We start from the raw sequence: 17284 nt of genomic DNA, 5'->3' as shown, positions 1-17284 counted from the left end.
CGTGCCGGCCGCTCCCGGAGGCGCGCTGCCGCCCCGAGCCGTCTTCACTTCCACTGCGCCGCACAGTCATGCGTGACCACCTCAGCCGCATCGTTTCGCGCCCGTCTCCTCGCCGCCGGCAGTGCCGCACGACTCCGCCTTGTCAACTCTCGGCGATCGATCGATCACGGAGAGGCGAACGGCGGCCACGCTAGTGCAGCGCGAGAAGCGGTCGCAGCGAAATCGCGCCGATTCCGCGAGGGGAATCGGCGCGACGTGGCGCAAGTCCGGAGGAAGTCCGTCGGGCGGCGGCCGGGTTGCCGTCCGGGTGTCAGAACCCGGTGAATCAGAGCAGCCGCGAAACAGAGCGGTCGCGAATCAGACTGACCGCGAATCACCCGACCGCGAATCAGATCAGGCGGCGGCCGCGGGTGCGCTCAAGCAGGATGCCGAGCGCGAGAGCGCCGGTCAGCAGGAACGCCGGAATGCCGATGCCGGTGTGCCCGTGGCGCATCATCATGATCAGGTACCAGGCGCTCACGCCGCCGATGACCAGCGCGCCGAGCACGGCGGCCTGCCGGTTGACCAGGCCGAGCGTCAGCAGGCCAGCGCCCGCGGCGTTGAGCGCGGCGACGGTCAGCATCGCCGGGCGGCTGGTGATCCCGGTGAACTCGGTGAAGATGTGCGCGTTGCGGCCGGTGATCAGGTTGATCGGAGCGACCGTGAACTCGAGGATCAGCGGGATGGACAGGGCAGTGGACAGCAGGCTCATCGCGATTCCTGGAGGGGGAGGGAAGGGGTCGGGCCCGGTCGTGCGGGCGCCGCCTTGCGGCGGGATTTGGCGGCGCGCAGGCCGAGGATCGTCGAGAGCACCTTGGTGCGTTTGTCCTCGATCCCGTTGGTCCGCAACAGCTGCAGCAGCAGCCACAGCCGCAGCTCGCCCAGATGCGCGGGAGAGCCGTGTACGTCGTCGAACTCGAGGAAGCCGACGTCGGCCAGGTGCTCGGCGAGGAAAGCCCGCTCGCCGCCGGGGATGATCTCGTCGCGCGCGCTGACGACGTACCGGACCGGCACGCGTACCGCGCCCAGTTCCTCGGGCGTCAGCGCCCAGCCGTGCCGGAACGCCTCAACCAGCGCGGCCTCGCTCGGCTGGCCGGTGAGCGCGACGAGGGTGTCCTTGGTGATGTGCGGGACGCGGGACCACCAGTTCTCGCTGGCGAAGAAGTGGGTGATCGGCGCGCCGACCGTCAGGATTCTGCCGATCCGCTCGTCGTGCGCGGCCGCGCGCAGCGCCATGTGCCCGCTGAAGCTGAGGGCCAGCAGCGAGACGTTGTGCTCCTGCGCGCGCCCCTTGAGCTGGTCGAGCAGGAGGCCGAGCAGCCGCCACGAATCCGGGCCGTATGGCAGCGTGTTCTCCCCGACGCCCGGCATCTCCGCCACGACCGTCGCGAAGCCCAGCTTCGCGAACCGCGGCAGCAGTTGCGCCCACTGCTCCTTGACGCTGACGATGCCGCCCATGACCACCAGCAGCGGCAGTGGGTTCGGCGCGTCCAAGCCGGCTGCCCACGCGCAGAAGGTGCCGTCCGGGGTCTGGAATTCGAGCTTTTCGATGCCCCGGCCGCGCGCGCCGCGCCAGGCGTCGAAGGATTCGACGACGCCGCGTTGCGCCGCGATCCGGTCCGCGTCGCCGTGATGCGGGAAGCGGGCCAACGTGTAGAACTGACAGGCCTGCACCGGTTTGCCGCGCGCCGCCATGGCCTGCGCTTCGGCGGACCAGACCCGTGCCCACGAGTCCGTCGCGCCCGGCTCGTCGGTGCGGATGCGGGCCAGGATCCGCTCCAGCCGCCGCGCCTTCATGCCCTGGCCCTTGGCGTGCAGGCGGGCGAACTCCTTCAGTTCGTCCAGGTCGTTCGAGCGAGTTCGAGTGCTCACGGTGCGCCCACTTCCGCGGGGGCCGCCGCGGCCGTACCGGCGGCGGCGATGCGTGCGGCGCCGCGCTCCTGAAGCTGGAAGTACGCTCCGGCCAGCACCCGCTGCTTGAGCGCGGGGGAGCGGTCCACCAGCCAGTACAGGCTGCGCCGCCCGGCCACCGCGAGCGGCTTGGAGAGCGCGAACATCCGCTCCTGGCGCAGTTGCAGCCCGCGCGAGCGGGCGATCGAGGGCTCGCGCTGCTGCTGGAAGCGTTGCAGCACCGCGGCCAGCTCGGCCTTGTCGGTGCGCGGGTAGTCGAGTACCGGCGCGACCATCGGGGCCAGCGTGACCGCGTCGATGATCGCGTGGTTGACGCCCTGGCCGAGGATCGGGGAGAGGGTGTGCGCCGCGTCGCCGATCAGCAGCAGGCCGGGCATCGACCACTGCGGGACCACGGTGGTGAAGATGTCCAGCATCGAGGTGTCCGACCAGCTGCGGATCTCCGACCGCACGGCCGCGGACAGCTCCGGGGCCAGGTCGTCGAGCCGCCGGTGCAGCGCGCCGATGCCCTCGGCCCGCAGGGCCTTGAGGCCACCCTTGGCGATGTTGAAGCCGACCCGCACGTCGTCGGGGTAGGTGGGGATGAACAGGCCGTGGTTGCCGCCGTTGATCCGGACGCGGTATGTCACGTCGTCCCACTCGGCGGGGAAGGGCAGCTTGAGCCACACCACGTCGCGGTCGAGCGGGATCTTCGTGTACTGCAACCCCGACATCTCGCGCACCTTGCTGAACCGGCCGTCCGCGGCCACGGTCAGCGCCGCCCGCACGTCGATCTGGCCCTCCGGACCGGCGACGCGCACCCCCGCGATGCCTGAGGCGTCGCGCAGCAACTCCACGGCGGTGGCGCGCTTGAGCAGGGTGAAGCAGCTGTGCTGCGCCGCCTCCTCCGCGAGCGCGGTGAGCAGCGCCGGCTGCGGCAGCTCGACCGGGTAAGGGTACGGATACGGGAAGTCGTCGAAGTCAGCGTTCATCACGACCCGGCCGCCGTCGGTGATCTCCATGCGCCGCATCTCGTGGTAGGTGCCGCGCAGCCGCCCGAGCATGCCGAGCCGGTCGAGCAGCCAGACCGAGTCCGGCGAGACGGACTCGCCCCGGAACGAGCGGTTGAAGTGCCCGCTCTGCTCCACCACGGCGACCCGGACCCCGAGCCGGGCTAACTCGAGGCCCAGCGTCAGGCCGGCGGGGCCGCCGCCCACCACGCACACTTGCACGGACAGTTCGTCGGGCATTGCGAACCCCTTCCAGGGAGGTCGGCACGGTCGCGGAAGGTCGGCGGTGCCGCGCGGCCGCTATGGCTCACGTTCAGGCTGCCCGGCGCGGCTAAAGGCCGGGTTTGGACCGCAGGGAGCGGCGCTACCAGCGTCCGAACGCGTCTTCGTCCGCTGACTCGGACTCGTCCTCGCCGAGCACCTCGGTCAGTGCGTCTACGAAGCTTGATTCGAGCATGGTGACCGCGGCGGTGTCCTCGGTCTCGCCGAAGCCCCGGTCGCCGACCGCGACGCTGACCACGTAGTCGTCGTCGACGCCGTAGGTGCGGAACATCCACTCCGAACCGGTGCCGGGCTGGCCGTCCGGCATGTTGACCGTGGCCGGGGCGCCAGGCCCGAAGCCGAAGTCGGTGAACCGGAACTGCATGCCCTGGCCGATCGCCTTGCTGTACGCCTCCTTCAGCGTCCAGAGGCGCACCAGCGCGTCGTTGCGCTCCGACTCAGGGAACTGCTCAAGTAGTTCGAGCTCGTGCGGAGTGCACAGGTGCTTGCCGAGCCCGGGACCGTACAGCCGCCGGTCCGCGCGCTCCGCGTCCACACCGATGACGCCGCGCGTGGTCATGCCGACCAGCAGCAGGTCGTCGGTGTGGCTCAGGCTGATGTCCACGGCGTCGTACCCGCGCAGGTAGGGTCGCCCGGTCGGGCCGTAAGTCAGCTCGATGAGATGAGCCGGGACCTCGAGCACCGCCGCGGCGGCGAACTTCAGCAGCACCCGCGAGGCGGCGAACCGCACCCGTACCTCCGGATGGGTCAGCTCCAGGTACCGCGCCCAGTCCCGGCCCAGCAGCGCGCGCAGCCGCGGCCCGCCCGCCCGGTCCGGCCGCCAGTCCGCCAGCACCGCGTAGAGCAGCACCACCCCGTGCGCGCCCAGGTCGGCGCGCACCCGGCCCCACGCGCCGTCCGGACCGGAGATCCGGATCAGCTCGCCGAAGCCTGCGGGCGCGGTCACGGCGCCGCCGCCTGACGGCGGGGCTCGGCGCGGGTCGGCTGTGCGGTCACGGCGATTCCGATCTTGAGTATGTACCTGTATTGATGATGAAGTGGACAGGGGCGGTGGGGTGGTAGGACGGTGCGCGGTGGCCTCGGGCTGCGGAGGCTTCTGGCCAAGGCGGCGTGCGGCGCCGCGCGGCGTCAGACCATTTCCAGCGCGAACCCGCCCTTGATCCACTTGCTGGACTCGACGGCGACGCCCAGGGCGCGCTGCCCCGGCGCGATCCGCCCGGCCAGCCGTTCCAGCTGGACGAACGGCAGCGCGTTGCCGTTGTTGCCGGTCTCGGCGACGCAGGAGACCTCCTGCGCGCCGGGCACACCCAGCTGCTCGAAGATCCGCTTGGTCATCCGGCCGGAAAGCTGCGGGGGCAACAGGAAATCGAGATCCTCGGCGGACCAGTCGAGCTCGCCGAGCAGCTCCCAGAGGATCTCCACGGCCATCACCGGAACCGATTCCTCGATGGCCTTGTAGTCCTCCTTGGCGGCCTGCTTGTCGCTGTCCCGGTCGGCGATCCCGAACCACTCGATCACCTGCCCGGGCGCGCGGCCGAGGCCGGTCAGCCGGTTGAGCACCCGGCGCACCGCGATCCGGCGCGCACCGGGCTCCGCGCTCAGCACGGCGGCGCCGGCCCCGTCGCCGAAGAGCACGAAGTTGACCAGCTCGCTCGGTGGGACCGCGGAGAAGTCCATGTGCACATCGAGGTGCTTGCTGCACACGTCGCCGCCCAGGACCAGCCCGGTGCGGTACCGGCCGCTGGTCACGAAGCTGTGCGCCAGATCCAAGGCCTGCACCGCGCCCGCGCAGCCGGACTGCAGCTGGTAGGTCGGCAGCTGGTTCAGCCCGAGCTGGTCCGCCACGTGGTTGACCGTCGCCGGCATCAGCGTGTCCGGCGTCGCCGTGCCCATGACGATGAACTCGATCTCGGCCGGGTCGATCCCGCTGTCCTCGACGGCCAGGTCGGCCGCGCGGGCGCACAGGTCTGCCAGCGACCACTGCACCTCGCCGGTGCTCAGGTCCTTGGCGAAGTGCCGGGTCTTGGTGCCGATGAAGGCCTCGACCCAGTCCTGGTTCACCCCGAGCACCTTGGACAGCGTCGCGTTGTCGACCGGGTCGCCGGGCAGGAACGTGCCGATGCCCGCGAGGTACGCCTCAGGCGTATCAGTGCTCGTCATCGTGCCGCCTCCACTTCATCGGAACTGGCAGTGCCGTTGGAAATCGCGCTTTGGGGGATCGTGCTCTCGGAAGTCGTGCTCTCGTACCGGGACCGCAGGTACTCGGCCAGCTCGCCGGCAGTCGCCATGACCGCCAGCAGCTCCTGGGTGGAGAGCGAGCCGAGCCCGGACAGGCGCGACTCGAGCCGGTCCCGCAGCTCCATCGCCATCACCGAGTCGAAGCCGAGGTCCTCGTACAGCCGCGAACGCGGCGAGATCTGGCTCGGCAGGTAGTCGCCGACCTGCGAGATGACCGAGACGACCGCCTCCCACACCGGGTCGCCGCCGGCGGCCGCGGCGCCGGCCGGCGCATCAGCGGGCTGGGACTTGGCGGGAGTGGCGCCGTCCAACTGCTGCGAGGTCCAGGGCGCGGCGTCCCAGCCGAGTTGGTCGTCGGCGTCCGGCTGCAGCACGGTGACCGGCTTGTGGCTCCAGTACCGGTGCGCCGCCGAGAAGCTGTACGGCGCGAGCGGCGCAAAGCGACGCCGGTCGGACTCGTCGTAGAGCGCTGACCACTCCGGGTCGACGCCGACGCGGAAGAGCTCCGCGACGGCCCCGGCCAGATCGCGCGCGCCCGACTCCTCCCTCGGCGCCGGGTGCAGCGCGCGTCGTCCGGGCTGCGCGCCGATCCTGCGGATCAGGGAGCTGAGGATCGGCTTCGGACCCACCTCGATCAGCGCGGCCGGGTTCACCTCAAGCAGCCGCTCGGCGGCGTCGGCGAACAGCACCGGCGCGCTCACGTGCCGCGTCCAGTACTCCGCGTCCATCGCCTCGTTCTTGCTCAGCGCTCTGCCATAGACGGTCGAGTGGATCGGCAGCCGCGGCACGCCGCCGCCGACCTGCTCGGCCACTGCCGCGAAGCGTTCGAGCATCGGCTCCATCAGCGGCGAATGGAAGGCGTGCGACACCGTCAGCGGCTGACTGCGAACCCTGCGTTCCTTCAGCGCCGCCGCGACCCGGCCGAGCGCGGTCAGATCGCCGGAAAGCACCGTGGATCGCGGGCCGTTGACCGCCCCGATGCCGACCAGCGGCTCGTCGGCGATCAGCTCCTCTACATCCGCCGGATCAGCCTGCACCGACAGCATTCCGCCGCCGGCCGGCAGTTCCTGCATCAGCGCACCACGCGTCGCGATCAGCTGCGCGGCGGCCTCCAGCGGGAAGACCTCGGCCAGCGTCGCGGCCACATACTCGCCGACACTGTGCCCGAGCAGGTACGCGGGCTCGATGCCCAGCTCACTGAGGGTGCGAGCCAGGGCGTATCCGACCGCGAACAACGCGGGCTGGGCGAAACCGGTGTGGTGAATCCGCTCGTCGCCGGAGGCGATGAGGTCGAGCACTGACTCGCCCGCGTGCGGCCGCAACGCTTCGTCAGCCTCGTGCAGGAAGCCGCGATACAGCGGCGCCTGCGCCGCGAGCCGCATGGTCATCTTCGGGAACTGCGAACCCTGCCCGGTGAAGAGGAAAGCCAGCTTCGGCCGGCTCTTCGGGCGTAGCACGTCGGCGCCGACCACGGCCGGATCCTCGGCCGCCGCGCGCAACGCCTCGGCCAGGTCACGGGTATCGTCGGCGGCCACGGCGTACCGGTACCGCTGCCCGGTCTTGACCTCGTTGCTGGCCCAGCACAGCGCCGCGGCGCGGCCGCGTTGCCGGGCCACCGCCTCCGCCTGCACGAGCAGGTTGCGGCGCAGCCCCTCCGGCGAGGAGGCAGTCAGCGTGAACACTCCCGCGCCGATGCCGGAGGCCGTGTCAGAACCAGCATTCGCGCCCGTCGACGTCCGGGCGAGGGGCGTGCGCGCGATCACAGGCGCCGACTCCAGCACCGCGTGCGCGTTCGTGCCGCCGAGCCCGAAGCTGCTCAGCCCCGCGATCGCCGGCTCCTTCGCCGACAGCCGCAGCGGCGCCTTGAGCAGCTTGAGCCCGCGGTCCGCGAGCTGCAACGCGGGGTTCTCCTTCGCCGCGAACCGGCTCGCCGGAACCATCCGGTGGTGCAGCGAGAGCGCGACCTTGATCAGACCCGCGATACCCGCCGCGCCCTCGGTGTGCCCGAGGTTGCCCTTCACCGAACCGAACACCAGCGGCTTGGCCCGGCCCGCGTGCAGGTCGCCGAGCGCGTTGGTCTCGATCCGGTCGCCAAGCTGCGTGCCCGTGCCGTGCGCTTCCAGGAAGGCCACGTCTTCGGGCTCGACCTCGGCGCGCCGATACGCCGCCGCGATGACCTCCCGCTGCGACCAGCGGTTCGGCGCGGTGATCCCGTTGCTGCGCCCGTCCTGGTTGACCGCGCTGCCGCGGATCACCGCGTACACCCGCTGGCCGTCGGCGATCGCGTCCTCAAGGCGACGCAGCACCACGACGCCGACGCCCTCGCCACGCCCGATTCCGTTCGCGTCTGCGCTGAACGGCTTGCACCGTCCGTCCGGCGCGGACAGCCCGGCCTGCGTGTAGAAGATGCTCAGGCTCGGCGTCACGGCGACGTTCACACCACCGGCCAGCGCATAGTCGCACTCACCGGCGAGCAGCGCGTTGGCGGCCAAGTGCACCGCGACCAGCGACGAGGAGCACGCCGTGTCGACCGCGAGACTCTGCCCCTTGAGATCCAGGTGGTAGGAGATCCGGTTCGCGGTCATGCAGTAGCCGTTGCCGGAGATCGCCTGGGCGGTGAGGTTCGCGTAGTCGGTCACCGACAGCTGCGCCCACTCGTTGCCCATGATGCCGATGAAGACCCCTGCGTTGGTGCCGGCCAGCCGCTGCGGCGCGATCCCGGCGTCCTCGATCGCCCGCCACGCGGTCTGCAGCAGCAGCCGCTGCTGCGGGTCCAGCACCGCGGCCTCGCGCGGCGAGATGGTGAAGAACTCGTTGTCGAAGGCGTCCACGTCCGCGATGAAGCCGCCCTGCGTCGTGTTCGCGTGCCCCTGCGCGCCCTCGGCCGAGTAGAACGCGCGCGCGTCCCACCGCTGCTGCGGCACCTCGCCGACGCCGTCCCCGGACCGGGTGAGCAGATCCCAGTACCCGGCCAGGTCGGCGGCGCCGGGGAACCGGCAGTCCATACCGACGATAGCGATGGGGCGCATCACGACTTCCCGGCGGCCTTCAGCTCCCCGGCCAGGTGCTCGGCCAGCGCGGCGGCGGTCGGGTAGTCCCACGCCACCGTCGGCTCGAGCACCAGGTCGAAGTCCTCCTCCACGTCGCCGCACAGGCTCAGCGCCGCGACCGAGTCCATGCCGTACTCGGCCAGCGGCTCGCTCGGGTCGATCTCCGCAGGGTCGCGCTGCAGATAGATCGCCACCCGGTCGACCAGCCAGGTGGTCAGACTCTCGACGGTGTGCCCGGCGCTTGCGGATGAAAGGTCGTGCGTCTCGATGGACATTGCGGGCTCCTCGCGGTTCTGCTTCGGCGGATCGGTCGGACTGGACTGGATCTTCTGAGTAAGCGGTCTGTCACGCGCAAAGCGGGCTGTCGTAGAGGTCGTAGCTGCGGTGCTCGCGGAAGCGGCGCAGCACTTCCTCGTGCACCCGCTCGGCGCAGCTGTCCGGCAGGTCGGGCAGCTTCTGGCCGAGCCGGCGGGCCAGCCGGTAGAGCGCCGTGGCCGCCCAGGACGGGTCGGCGAGGAACTCGTCCGCGCCGCCGCGCGCCTCCCGCCACACCCCGAGCACCGAGGCCGCGGCCAGCAGCACCGTGTAACGGTCCGCCAGGGCGAAGCTGGCCGGGCTGGCCAGCGCGGTGCGGTCCTGCGGGGAGAGGTCCAGCGCCTCCTCCTGCATCTGCCGCAGCTCGTCCATCATCCGCAGCGCGAAGCCGTGCAGCGCCCGCTCCACCGGCGAGCCGGAGGGCAGTTCGTCCACCGCGGCGATCAGCGACGCGCTCAGGCCGTCCCGGCCGCTGGCCAGGGTCAGCCGGTCGAACGGTACCGGACCGAGGGCCGCGCGCGGCTGGAACAGCTCGGCCGGGGCCGGCTCGCCGGCGAACCAGGCACGCTTGGCCAGCCGGGAAAGCTGCGGAATGATCGTGGCCTGGCAAGCCGCGGAGCCCGCGTGCCCGAGGCTGAGCACCGGCAGGTCCCGCACGTGCTTCTGGAAGATGCCGAACTCGCCGTCGCGCACGTAGAACCTTGCGCCGAGCACGATGGAGAGCTCGTACATCGCCTCACTGAGGATCTTCGGCACCAGGTACTTGACCGCCGAGGCGTAGACGCTGGTCTCCTCCGGCAGCAGATGCACCGCGCGGGTTCCGGCCAGCGACATCGAGTCGCAGATCAGCAGGTCCAGGAAAGCCGCGGACAGGGTCGCCTTCGCGTGCGGTATCTCCATCACCGAGCGGCGGTACAGCTGGCGGCCCACCGCGAACCGCACCGCCGTGCGCAGGCTGGCGTCGCCGGTGCCGATCGCCATCCCGGGCACCGCGCTGCGGGTGATCTGGAACGAGCGCAACGCCAGCTCGACGCCCTGGCCCAACTCGCCCACCAACGCCGAGCCGGGCACCGGGCAGTCGTCGAATTCGAGCCCTGAGAGGTGGCAGCCGCGCACCCCGACCGCCGTGTAGCGCGGCAGGGTCTTGAAACGCTGCGGGTCGAGCTGGTCGCGGCGCAGCAGCAGCACCGAGTGGCTGCGGCTGCCCGGAGCCGCGGAGGTCCGGCTGAACAGCGCCAGCGCCTCGGCCCGGTCCGCGTTGTTGATGACCTGCTTCCCGCCGTCGAGCAGGAAGCCGCCGCCGTCCGCCGGCTTGGCCTCGAACTCGTTGCGCACGAAGTCGTTGCCGTGCGCCAGCTCGTGATACGCCACCGAGGCCTTGCCGCCGGCCAGCAGCAGCTCGGCGAGTTCGCGCTTCTGCTGCTCGCTGCCCGCGGTCCACACGTTGACCGCGGCCATGAACGAGGTCGCGCCGTACCCGAGCCCGAGCGTGACATCGCGCCGGAAGACCTGGCGCATCACCCGCACCAGCGTGTCAAGCCGGTCGAGCCGGCCGCCGAACTCGCGCGGCACGAAGTCCGCGTTGAGCTTCAGCTCGTCCAGCACCCGCTCGCCGGCGGCGCTGATCTCGGCGGCCTCGTCGGCTTCCAGCAGCCGGGCGTTGCCCACCGGGTTGTCCGGGTCGTACGGATCGCCGAACCCGAATTCGATCTCCGCCGCCCGGGCGCTCGCGTCTGCTTCCTGATCGAGCAGGGCCGTCCCCGGGCGGTCCGCAGCGGTCGCTTCACTCAGCATGGCATCCCCTCGGCGGTGTTCTGCGGTTCCTCTCGCCGTCCCGCCAGCCGCAGCGGCAGCAGCGAGAACAGCTCGCCCTCGTCGCGGGCCGCGCACAGGTCGGACAGCAACTGCTCGTAGGCCGCGCCGTCGCCGCCCGATGACGCGGCGCCGCGTGAATCAACGCCGCCCGGCTCGCCCAGCCGCACCAGCAGCCGGTCGAGCGCCGCGCGCAGCCAGACCCCGTCCCGCCACACCCGGCCTAAGCCCGCTGCGTCAGAACCCTGCGCTCCTTCAGGACGCTGCGCTCCTTCAGGACCCTGTTCTTTTTCGGTGGGTAGCGCGTTGTGGTTGTGCGCCCACAGGCCGAGGCAGGCGGCGGCCGCGAAGCACAGCGTGTAGCGGCGCGCGGTCTCAAAGGCCTGCGGTGACACGTCGGCCAGTGCGTTCTGGTGCGATTCCATCTCGTCGTGCACCCGGTCGACCGCCTCGGCCAGCCGTTCGGCCGACGCCACCGCGCCCTTGAGCGCGGGATCCTGGTCGGCCGCGTCGCGCAGGGCCGCGACCGAGTCCGGCAGCGTGGCCAGCACCCCGCTGCCGGCGCGCGCGATCAGGGACAGCCGCGCCGGGTCGACCGGCGGCAGCGGCGCGCTCAGGTCGAAGGCCGCGACCGCCCCGGCGGTGTCGCCGGCGCCGCGCCGATACGTCCGCACCAGCGTGCGGAACTGGTTGACGATCGAGTTCAGATTCACCAGCGTGTTGCCGTCGAACAGGCCCACGATGCGGTGGTCGCGGTCGACCTTCTGGAACATCCCGTGCGCGTAGACCTCCTTGAGGTACGCGCGCGCGCCGAGCTGCCGGGTCAGATCGGCGATGACCATCTCAGTGCTCGTCGGCACCAGGTACTTCGCCACCGCCGAGACCACGCTCATCTCCTCGGTCAGCACGTGTACCGCGCGCGCGGCGACGATGGACAGCGCCTCGCTGATCAGCACGTCCGCGGCCGCGGTGGCCAGCACCGAGCGGGTCTTCGGCAGCTCGATCAGGGTCCTGCCGTAGAGCCTGCGCTCCCGGTTGAAGTCCAGCACCAGCCGCAGCGCGTGGTCGGCGGCGCCGAGGGACAGGGCCGTGCACATCGTCCGGGTCAGTTGCAGGGCCTTGAGGATCGTCTCGATCCCGCCGCCCTTGACCCCGATGATCTCCGACTCCGGAACCAGCGCCGCGTCGAAGCGGATGCCGCTGATGTCGGCCCCGCGGATGCCGAGTGTGTGGATCTTGTCGACGTACTGGTACGTGCCCTGGGCCAGCTTGCGCTTGTCGACCAGCAGCATGCTGAATCCGCGCGGTCCGCCGGCCGGATCGGTGCGTACCAGGACCGCGAGCATCCCGCCCCTGGTCGCGTTGTTGATCAGCCACTTCTCGCCGCTGACCAGCAGCCCGCCGCGGCCGTCCGGGACCGCGGCCACCTCGCCGCCGATCAGGTCGCTGCCGTGCGCCTGCTCGGTGAGCCCGAGCGAGACCGGCACGCCGGCGCGGATCTGCGCACCGAGCGTGTCAGCCTGCCGCTTCGCGCCGGCCACCCACATGCACACGCCGCCGAGGTAGGTCTTGCCGTGCCCGATCGCGACGGTCAGGTCGCGGCGCGCCACGACCCGCATGAGCTGCACCAGCTGCTCGTAGTCGTCGAGCCGGCCGCCGTGCTGCACCGGCACGTAGTAACCGGGCACGCCCCAGGCGTCGAGCTGCGCGCAGATCGCGGCCGGGAACTCCTCGCGCTCGTCGAGCTGTGCGCACCGGGCGTAGGAGAACTCGGTGTCCGGGTCCCACGGATCCCCGAGCCGCGCCTCAAGCTCCTCGGCCGGCTGATAGCGGACTGCTGCGCCCATCTCAGGCCTCTCCCGTCCCGGGCCCGCCCCGCCTCAGGCCACCGGCTCGAGGGCCGCGGCCGGCCGGATCATCGCGGCCACATCGCGGTCGAGCACCTCGTGCAGCGGCGTGATCCGGCCCTCGAGGAACAGCTTGCGCATCAGCGTCCGCTGGATCTTGCCGCTGGTGGTGCGGCGGATCGTGGACGGCTTGACCAGCACCACGTTGGCGACGGGCACGGCGAACTCGCGGGCGATCTCGCGGTGGATCGCGGCGGCGATCTCGGCCGGGTCGACCGGTCCGGCGTTGCTGCGCACCTCCTGCACGATGACCAGCTGCTCGCGGTCGGTGTCCACGGAGAACACCGCGCCCGCGCCGGTCCCGAGCGCCGGGTGCAGCGCCTGCACCGCGCGCTCCACGTCGTGCGGGTACAGGTTACGGCCGTTGATCAGGATCATCTCCTTGAGCCGGCCGGTGACGTACAGCTCGCCGCCTTCCAGCACGCCCAGGTCGCCGGTGCGCAGCCAACCCGACGAGTCAGCACCCTCAGTCCCGGCGATCCCGGCGTTGAAGGTCTCCTCGGTGCTCTGCGGGTTCGCCCAGTAGCCGGCCGCGACGCTGTCGCCCTTGACCCACAACTCGCCGACCTGGCCCTCCGCCAGCTGCGCGAAGGTCTCCGGGTCCACCACCCGCACGTCGAAGTCCTCGCGCACCACCACGCCGCTGCTGACCAGCGTGCGCACCGGCGCGTCATCGCGCGGGGCGAGCAGCTCGCCGCGCTCGAGGCCGCCCGCGTCCACCGGCCGGTAGATCGGGGCCTTGCCCAGCGGCGTGCCGGAGATCAGCAGGGTGGTCTCGGCCATGCCGTAGCAGGGGAAGAAGTGCTCGGGCCGGAATCCGGCCGGGGCGAAGCGCTCGGCGAAGGCCCGCAGCGTCTCGGCGCGGATCGGCTCGGCGCCGTTGCACGCGATGGTCCAGGACGACAGGTCCAGCGTCGCCAGCTGCTCGTCGGTGACCCGGCGCACGCACAGGTCGTAGCCGAAGTTCGGGCCGCCGCCGACGGTCACCCGGTGCGTGCTGATCATCTCCAGCCACCGGTACGGCCGCTTGAGGAACGCGCTCGGCGACATCAGCGCGGCCGAGCTGCCCAGGAACAGCGGGTGCAGGATGTGCCCGATCAGGCCCATGTCGTGGTAGAAGGGCAGCCAGCCGCCGAGCCGGGATTCCCGGTCCACGGTGCCGGTGGAGCGCTGGATCGCGGCCTCGTTGGCGAGCAGGTTCCCGTGTGTGACCATGACGCCCTTGGGCGTGCTGGTCGAGCCGGAGGTGTACTGGAGGAAAGCCAGGTGCTCGGGCCCGAAGGAGGGCTCGGCCCACGCGCCCGGGTCGCCGTACGCGAGGGCGCCCGAGGCGTCCACGGCGTTGGTGGCCAGGCATTCGATCTCGTCCAGGCCCTCCGCGGCCAGCCAGGCGCGGATCTCGCCCTCGTTCGCGGTGTCGGTGAGCACCGCCTTGACCTCGGCGTTGCGGACGATGCCGGTCACCCGCTCGAAGTGGTGCCCCATCTCGCCGGGCAGCGGCGCGGGAACGGCCACCGCCCCGGCGTAGAGGCAGCCGACGAACGCGGCGATGAAGTCGGTGCCCGACGGGTACAGCAGCAGCACCTGCCGGCCGAAGGCGGCGTGCTCCTGCAGCCAGGAGGCGATGTGCTTCGCGTGCTGGTCGAGGCCGGCATAGGTCAGGCGCTCGGTCTGCGCCCCGGCGCTGGTGTCGCTCAGGAAGATGAACGCGTCGCGCTCGGCCAGCTCGGCGGCGTGCGCCAACACCAGGTTCGTGTAGGTCCCGAAACGTGCGGCCATTGCTAAGTCACCTCGATCGTCGGCAGGCTGTGGACCGCCACCGTCGGTGGTCGGGATAGTCGCCATCGTTGATCGGGGCCCTTAAGGCCTCCTTGCGCGATTTGGGCCCGCGTGCTGTTTTCACCGGCCGCGGCGGCGTCATGGCTGGGAGCGGCGCGGAGAGCACCTATACCGGACAAAACTGATGGCGATTCCCGGCCGGGTCGTGAATGATCCGGGGAATGTGTTCGGCACAAGAGGCGCACGGCGAAGGCATCGTCGTGCGCGGGCTGACCAAGATCTTCCACACTGCGGTGCGGCGGCCCGGTTTCGCCGGCGCGGTCAGGTCGCTGATCGCACCGCGGCGAGTGGCGAAAACCGTGGTGCGTGACGTGTCCTTCGACGTGGCGCGCGGCGAGCTGCTGGCGCTGCTCGGCCCGAACGGCGCGGGCAAGTCCACCACCATCAAGATGCTGACGGGAATCCTCACCCCGACGCGCGGCGAGGTTCTGGTCGCCGGGATGAACCCGCACCTGGACCGGCGGTGCAACGCCCGGAACATCGGCGCGGTCTTCGGCCAGCGCACGCAGCTGTGGTGGGACCTGCCGGCCAGCGAATCGTTCGCGATCCTGCGCTCCATCTACGGAATGCCGGCCGACCGGCACCGCGCGCGGCTGGCCGAGCTCGACCGGCTGCTCGAGCTGTCAGAGTTCTGGGACACCCGGGTACGGCACCTGTCCCTCGGCCAGCGGGTGCGCTGCGATCTGGCCGCGGCGCTGCTGCACGACCCGGCGATCGTGTTCCTCGACGAGCCCACGATCGGCATGGACGTGGTGGTCAAGGAGCAGGTCAGAGGCCTGCTGCGACACGAGGTCGAACAGCGCGGCCGGGCCGTGCTGCTCACCACACACGACATGACCGAGGTCGAGCGCCTGGCCGAGCGCGTGGTGCTGATCAACCACGGCCGGATCGTGCTCGACGGGCCCTTGCAGGAGGTGCGCCGCGAATTCGGCGGCACGTGGCGCATCCACGCGACCATCGCCGACTCGGCCGCGGCATCGCAGCACGTCGCGGCGCGCGGCCTGCCATCCGGCCTCGAACTGCTCAGCCAGGACCGCAACGAGCTCGTCTTCGCGCCCGCCGCGGCGATCGCCGCCGCCGCGGTCACCGTCCCGGAAGCGCTGCGCGCGGTGGTCGACCGGTATCCGATCGTCGGCATCTCCATCGAGGAGACCGACCTGGAGGACGCCATGCGCGCCGCCTATCTGCGTCAGGGTATTGCATCAGCCGATTCGGAGACGGAATCACCGGAACCAGGCGCCGGACAGGTCGTCTCGTGATCCGCCGGTCGCCCCGCTCGCTTCAACCCGCCGCCGGACCGCCGCTGGAGCCGGAGTGCGGTCCGTCCCGGCCGCGTCAGCCGCTGGCATTTCGCGCCGCGTGGATCACACCGCTCGGCGAACTGCTGTCGCCGCCGCGGATCGCCGCCACCGCGGTCCGGCTCGTCATCCAGATCTTCCTGGTGGTCTACCTCTGGCACGGCCTGTACAGCCACATCGCCACCAAATCAGGGCTCGATCGCGGGCAGGCGGTGACGTTCGCGGTGCTCGCGGTGCTCATCACGCGCATCCGCGGGCTGGACCGGTTCGCCGGCCGGGACACGGTGTTCCAGCACCTCGCGTACGGCACGATCGTGTACTGGTTCCTACGCCCGCTCGCACCGCCGCGCTACTACGTGCTGCGCGCGCTCGGCGATCAGGCGTACGGGTTCGCCTGGGTTCTGGCGGGCTATGCGGTGTGCCTCGCCGCCGGGGTGATCGAGCCGCCCGCGTCGGGCACGGCGGCGGTCGCGTGCACGGCCTCGCTGTTGCTCGGCCAGGCGGTGTTGCACGAGCTGACCCTGCTCACGGACCTGATGTGCTTCTGGACGCTGCACAACGACAGCGCCGTGCAGATGGTCCAGTTCGCGCAGAACCTGCTGTCCGGGGCGTATGCGCCGCTGTGGTACTTCCCCGGCTGGTTCATCGCGATGAGCTCGTTCCTGCCGTTCCAGTCGACGCTCAACACGCCGCTGTCGCTGTACATCGGCCGGATCCCGGTGCGGCAGGCCCCGGCCGATCTGCTGTTCCAGCTGGCCTGGGTGGCCGGCCTCGCGCTGGTCTCGCGGCTGCTGTGGCGCCGGGCGTCCCGGCGCGTCGCGGTGCAAGGAGGCTGACGATGTGGCGCCGATTCACCGAGGCGTGGAGCGTGGCCTGGCAGATCACCGCGCTCAACTTCCGGGCGCAGCTGGAGTACCGGGTCGAGTTCCTGATCCGGATCGCGTTCGGCGTCGTGTGGCAGCTCTCGATCATCGTGTTCGCCGCCGTGCTGCTCTCGAAGTTCTCCGGCATGGGCGGCTGGACCAGCTCGCAGATCCTGCTGCTGGTCGCGACGCGGATGCTGTGCAACGGCTTGTACGTGCTCTACTGCGGCAGCGTGTTCAGCTTGTCCTTCTACGTGCAGCAAGGACTGATCGACGGGTACCTGCTGCGCCCGATGCCGGTGTTCCGTCAGGTGCAGCTCGTCGCCTTCCAGACCAACGGCATCGGCGACCTGCTGGTGGGGATCGGCCTGTTCGTGGGGGCGATCGCCCGCGATCCGGTGGACTGGACGCCCGGGCGCGTCGCCTACCTGGCCGCGGGCGTCATCGGCGGAACGCTCCTCATCACCGCGGTGTTCACCGCGGTCTCCGCGGCCGCGCTGCACTTTCCGGCGAGCTGGTACTGGTCGCTGTGGATCGCCGAGGTGAGTGCGACGTTCGGCAGCTATCCGCTCAGCATCCTGCCACGAGCGGTGGGCGAGCTGCTGACCTGGGTCCTTCCGATCGCCTTCATCGCCTATCTACCGGTCGGCGTGCTCACCGGGCATGGCAGCACGCTCGGCGTCCCGGTCGCTGTCGCGGCCGGTGCGCCGCTCGCCGCCCTCGCGATGTACGTCGGCTCCA

Annotated in this window: 13 protein-coding genes; 3 read left to right on the top strand and 10 right to left on the bottom strand. The window is 71.1% G+C overall.

The features are described from left to right. Positions 1 to 388: 388 nt before the first annotated feature. The 10 genes from VFB40_RS10635 to VFB40_RS10590 all read right to left on the bottom strand — a co-directional run bounded on the left by VFB40_RS10635 (position 389) and on the right by VFB40_RS10590 (position 14322). Positions 389 to 751: a hypothetical protein gene (locus VFB40_RS10635; RefSeq protein WP_324839366.1), complete on the bottom strand. Its 363-nt coding sequence runs from the start codon at positions 749 to 751 to the stop codon at positions 389 to 391. Further along, positions 748 to 1911, bottom strand: coding sequence for an alpha/beta hydrolase (locus VFB40_RS10630; RefSeq protein WP_324849441.1), 1164 nt, complete (start codon positions 1909 to 1911; stop codon positions 748 to 750). Before VFB40_RS10630 ends, VFB40_RS10635 begins: the two co-directional genes overlap by 4 nt. Continuing rightward, a complete protein-coding gene (locus VFB40_RS10625) occupies positions 1908 to 3179 on the bottom strand; it encodes an FAD-dependent oxidoreductase (RefSeq protein WP_324849439.1) in 1272 nt (423 codons plus the stop codon). Before VFB40_RS10625 ends, VFB40_RS10630 begins: the two co-directional genes overlap by 4 nt. A 124-nt stretch (positions 3180 to 3303) precedes the next feature. Then, positions 3304 to 4167, bottom strand: a complete 864-nt coding sequence (locus VFB40_RS10620; protein WP_324849437.1) for a 4'-phosphopantetheinyl transferase family protein — start codon at positions 4165 to 4167, stop codon at positions 3304 to 3306. Between the two features lie 182 nt (positions 4168 to 4349). Further along, a complete protein-coding gene (locus tag VFB40_RS10615; RefSeq protein WP_324849435.1) occupies positions 4350 to 5381 on the bottom strand; it encodes a 3-oxoacyl-ACP synthase III family protein in 1032 nt (343 codons plus the stop codon). After that, positions 5378 to 8488 (bottom strand): type I polyketide synthase, encoded by a 3111-nt coding sequence (locus tag VFB40_RS10610; RefSeq protein ID WP_324849433.1) that lies wholly within the window; start codon positions 8486 to 8488, stop codon positions 5378 to 5380. The genes VFB40_RS10615 and VFB40_RS10610 overlap by 4 nt, the downstream gene beginning before the upstream one ends. Beyond that, the gene (locus VFB40_RS10605) at positions 8488 to 8784 is read right to left on the bottom strand and encodes an acyl carrier protein (protein WP_324849431.1); all 297 of its coding nucleotides are present in this window, start codon (positions 8782 to 8784) and stop codon (positions 8488 to 8490) included. The genes VFB40_RS10610 and VFB40_RS10605 overlap by 1 nt, the downstream gene beginning before the upstream one ends. 70 nt (positions 8785 to 8854) lie before the next feature. Then, entirely contained in the window at positions 8855 to 10618 is a 1764-nt protein-coding gene (locus VFB40_RS10600; protein WP_324849429.1) for an acyl-CoA dehydrogenase family protein, read from the bottom strand. After that, positions 10612 to 12483 (bottom strand): acyl-CoA dehydrogenase family protein, encoded by a 1872-nt coding sequence (locus tag VFB40_RS10595; protein WP_324849427.1) that lies wholly within the window; start codon positions 12481 to 12483, stop codon positions 10612 to 10614. The genes VFB40_RS10600 and VFB40_RS10595 overlap by 7 nt, the downstream gene beginning before the upstream one ends. Before the next feature lie 33 nt (positions 12484 to 12516). Then, a complete protein-coding gene (locus VFB40_RS10590; protein WP_324849425.1) occupies positions 12517 to 14322 on the bottom strand; it encodes a fatty acyl-AMP ligase in 1806 nt (601 codons plus the stop codon). A gap of 221 nt (positions 14323 to 14543) precedes the next feature. Here VFB40_RS10590 and VFB40_RS10585 point away from each other — a divergent pair, with 221 nt between their 5' ends. From VFB40_RS10585 to VFB40_RS10575, 3 genes are all read left to right on the top strand, one after another. Next, entirely contained in the window at positions 14544 to 15641 is a 1098-nt protein-coding gene (locus VFB40_RS10585; RefSeq protein WP_324849423.1) for an ABC transporter ATP-binding protein, read from the top strand. Positions 15642 to 15724: 83 nt separating this feature from the next. Continuing rightward, entirely contained in the window at positions 15725 to 16516 is a 792-nt protein-coding gene (locus VFB40_RS10580) for an ABC transporter permease (RefSeq protein ID WP_349261429.1), read from the top strand. A gap of 2 nt (positions 16517 to 16518) precedes the next feature. Continuing rightward, a partial coding sequence (locus VFB40_RS10575; protein WP_324849419.1) for an ABC-2 family transporter protein occupies positions 16519 to 17284 on the top strand: 766 nt, incomplete at its 3' end.

This window comes from Actinocrinis sp. (assembly GCF_035650855.1).
GTDB lineage: Bacteria > Actinomycetota > Actinomycetes > Streptomycetales > Catenulisporaceae > Actinocrinis.
This window is presented reverse-complemented; position numbering and strand designations above follow the sequence as displayed.

Bases quoted from the DNA above. Each gene is read 5' to 3' on its own strand.
- VFB40_RS10635 (WP_324839366.1), bottom strand. From the start codon at position 751: ATGAGCCTGCTGTCCACTGCCCTGTCCATCCCGCTGATCCTCGAGTTC.
- VFB40_RS10625 (WP_324849439.1), bottom strand. From the start codon at position 3,179: ATGCCCGACGAACTGTCCGTGCAAGTGTGCGTGGTGGGCGGCGGCCCC.
- VFB40_RS10615 (WP_324849435.1), bottom strand. From the start codon at position 5,381: ATGACGAGCACTGATACGCCTGAGGCGTACCTCGCGGGCATCGGCACG.
- VFB40_RS10610 (WP_324849433.1), bottom strand. From the start codon at position 8,488: ATGCGCCCCATCGCTATCGTCGGTATGGACTGCCGGTTCCCCGGCGCC.
- VFB40_RS10605 (WP_324849431.1), bottom strand. From the start codon at position 8,784: ATGTCCATCGAGACGCACGACCTTTCATCCGCAAGCGCCGGGCACACC.
- VFB40_RS10600 (WP_324849429.1), bottom strand. From the start codon at position 10,618: ATGCTGAGTGAAGCGACCGCTGCGGACCGCCCGGGGACGGCCCTGCTC.
- VFB40_RS10595 (WP_324849427.1), bottom strand. From the start codon at position 12,483: ATGGGCGCAGCAGTCCGCTATCAGCCGGCCGAGGAGCTTGAGGCGCGG.
- VFB40_RS10590 (WP_324849425.1), bottom strand. From the start codon at position 14,322: ATGGCCGCACGTTTCGGGACCTACACGAACCTGGTGTTGGCGCACGCC.
- VFB40_RS10585 (WP_324849423.1), top strand. From the start codon at position 14,544: ATGTGTTCGGCACAAGAGGCGCACGGCGAAGGCATCGTCGTGCGCGGG.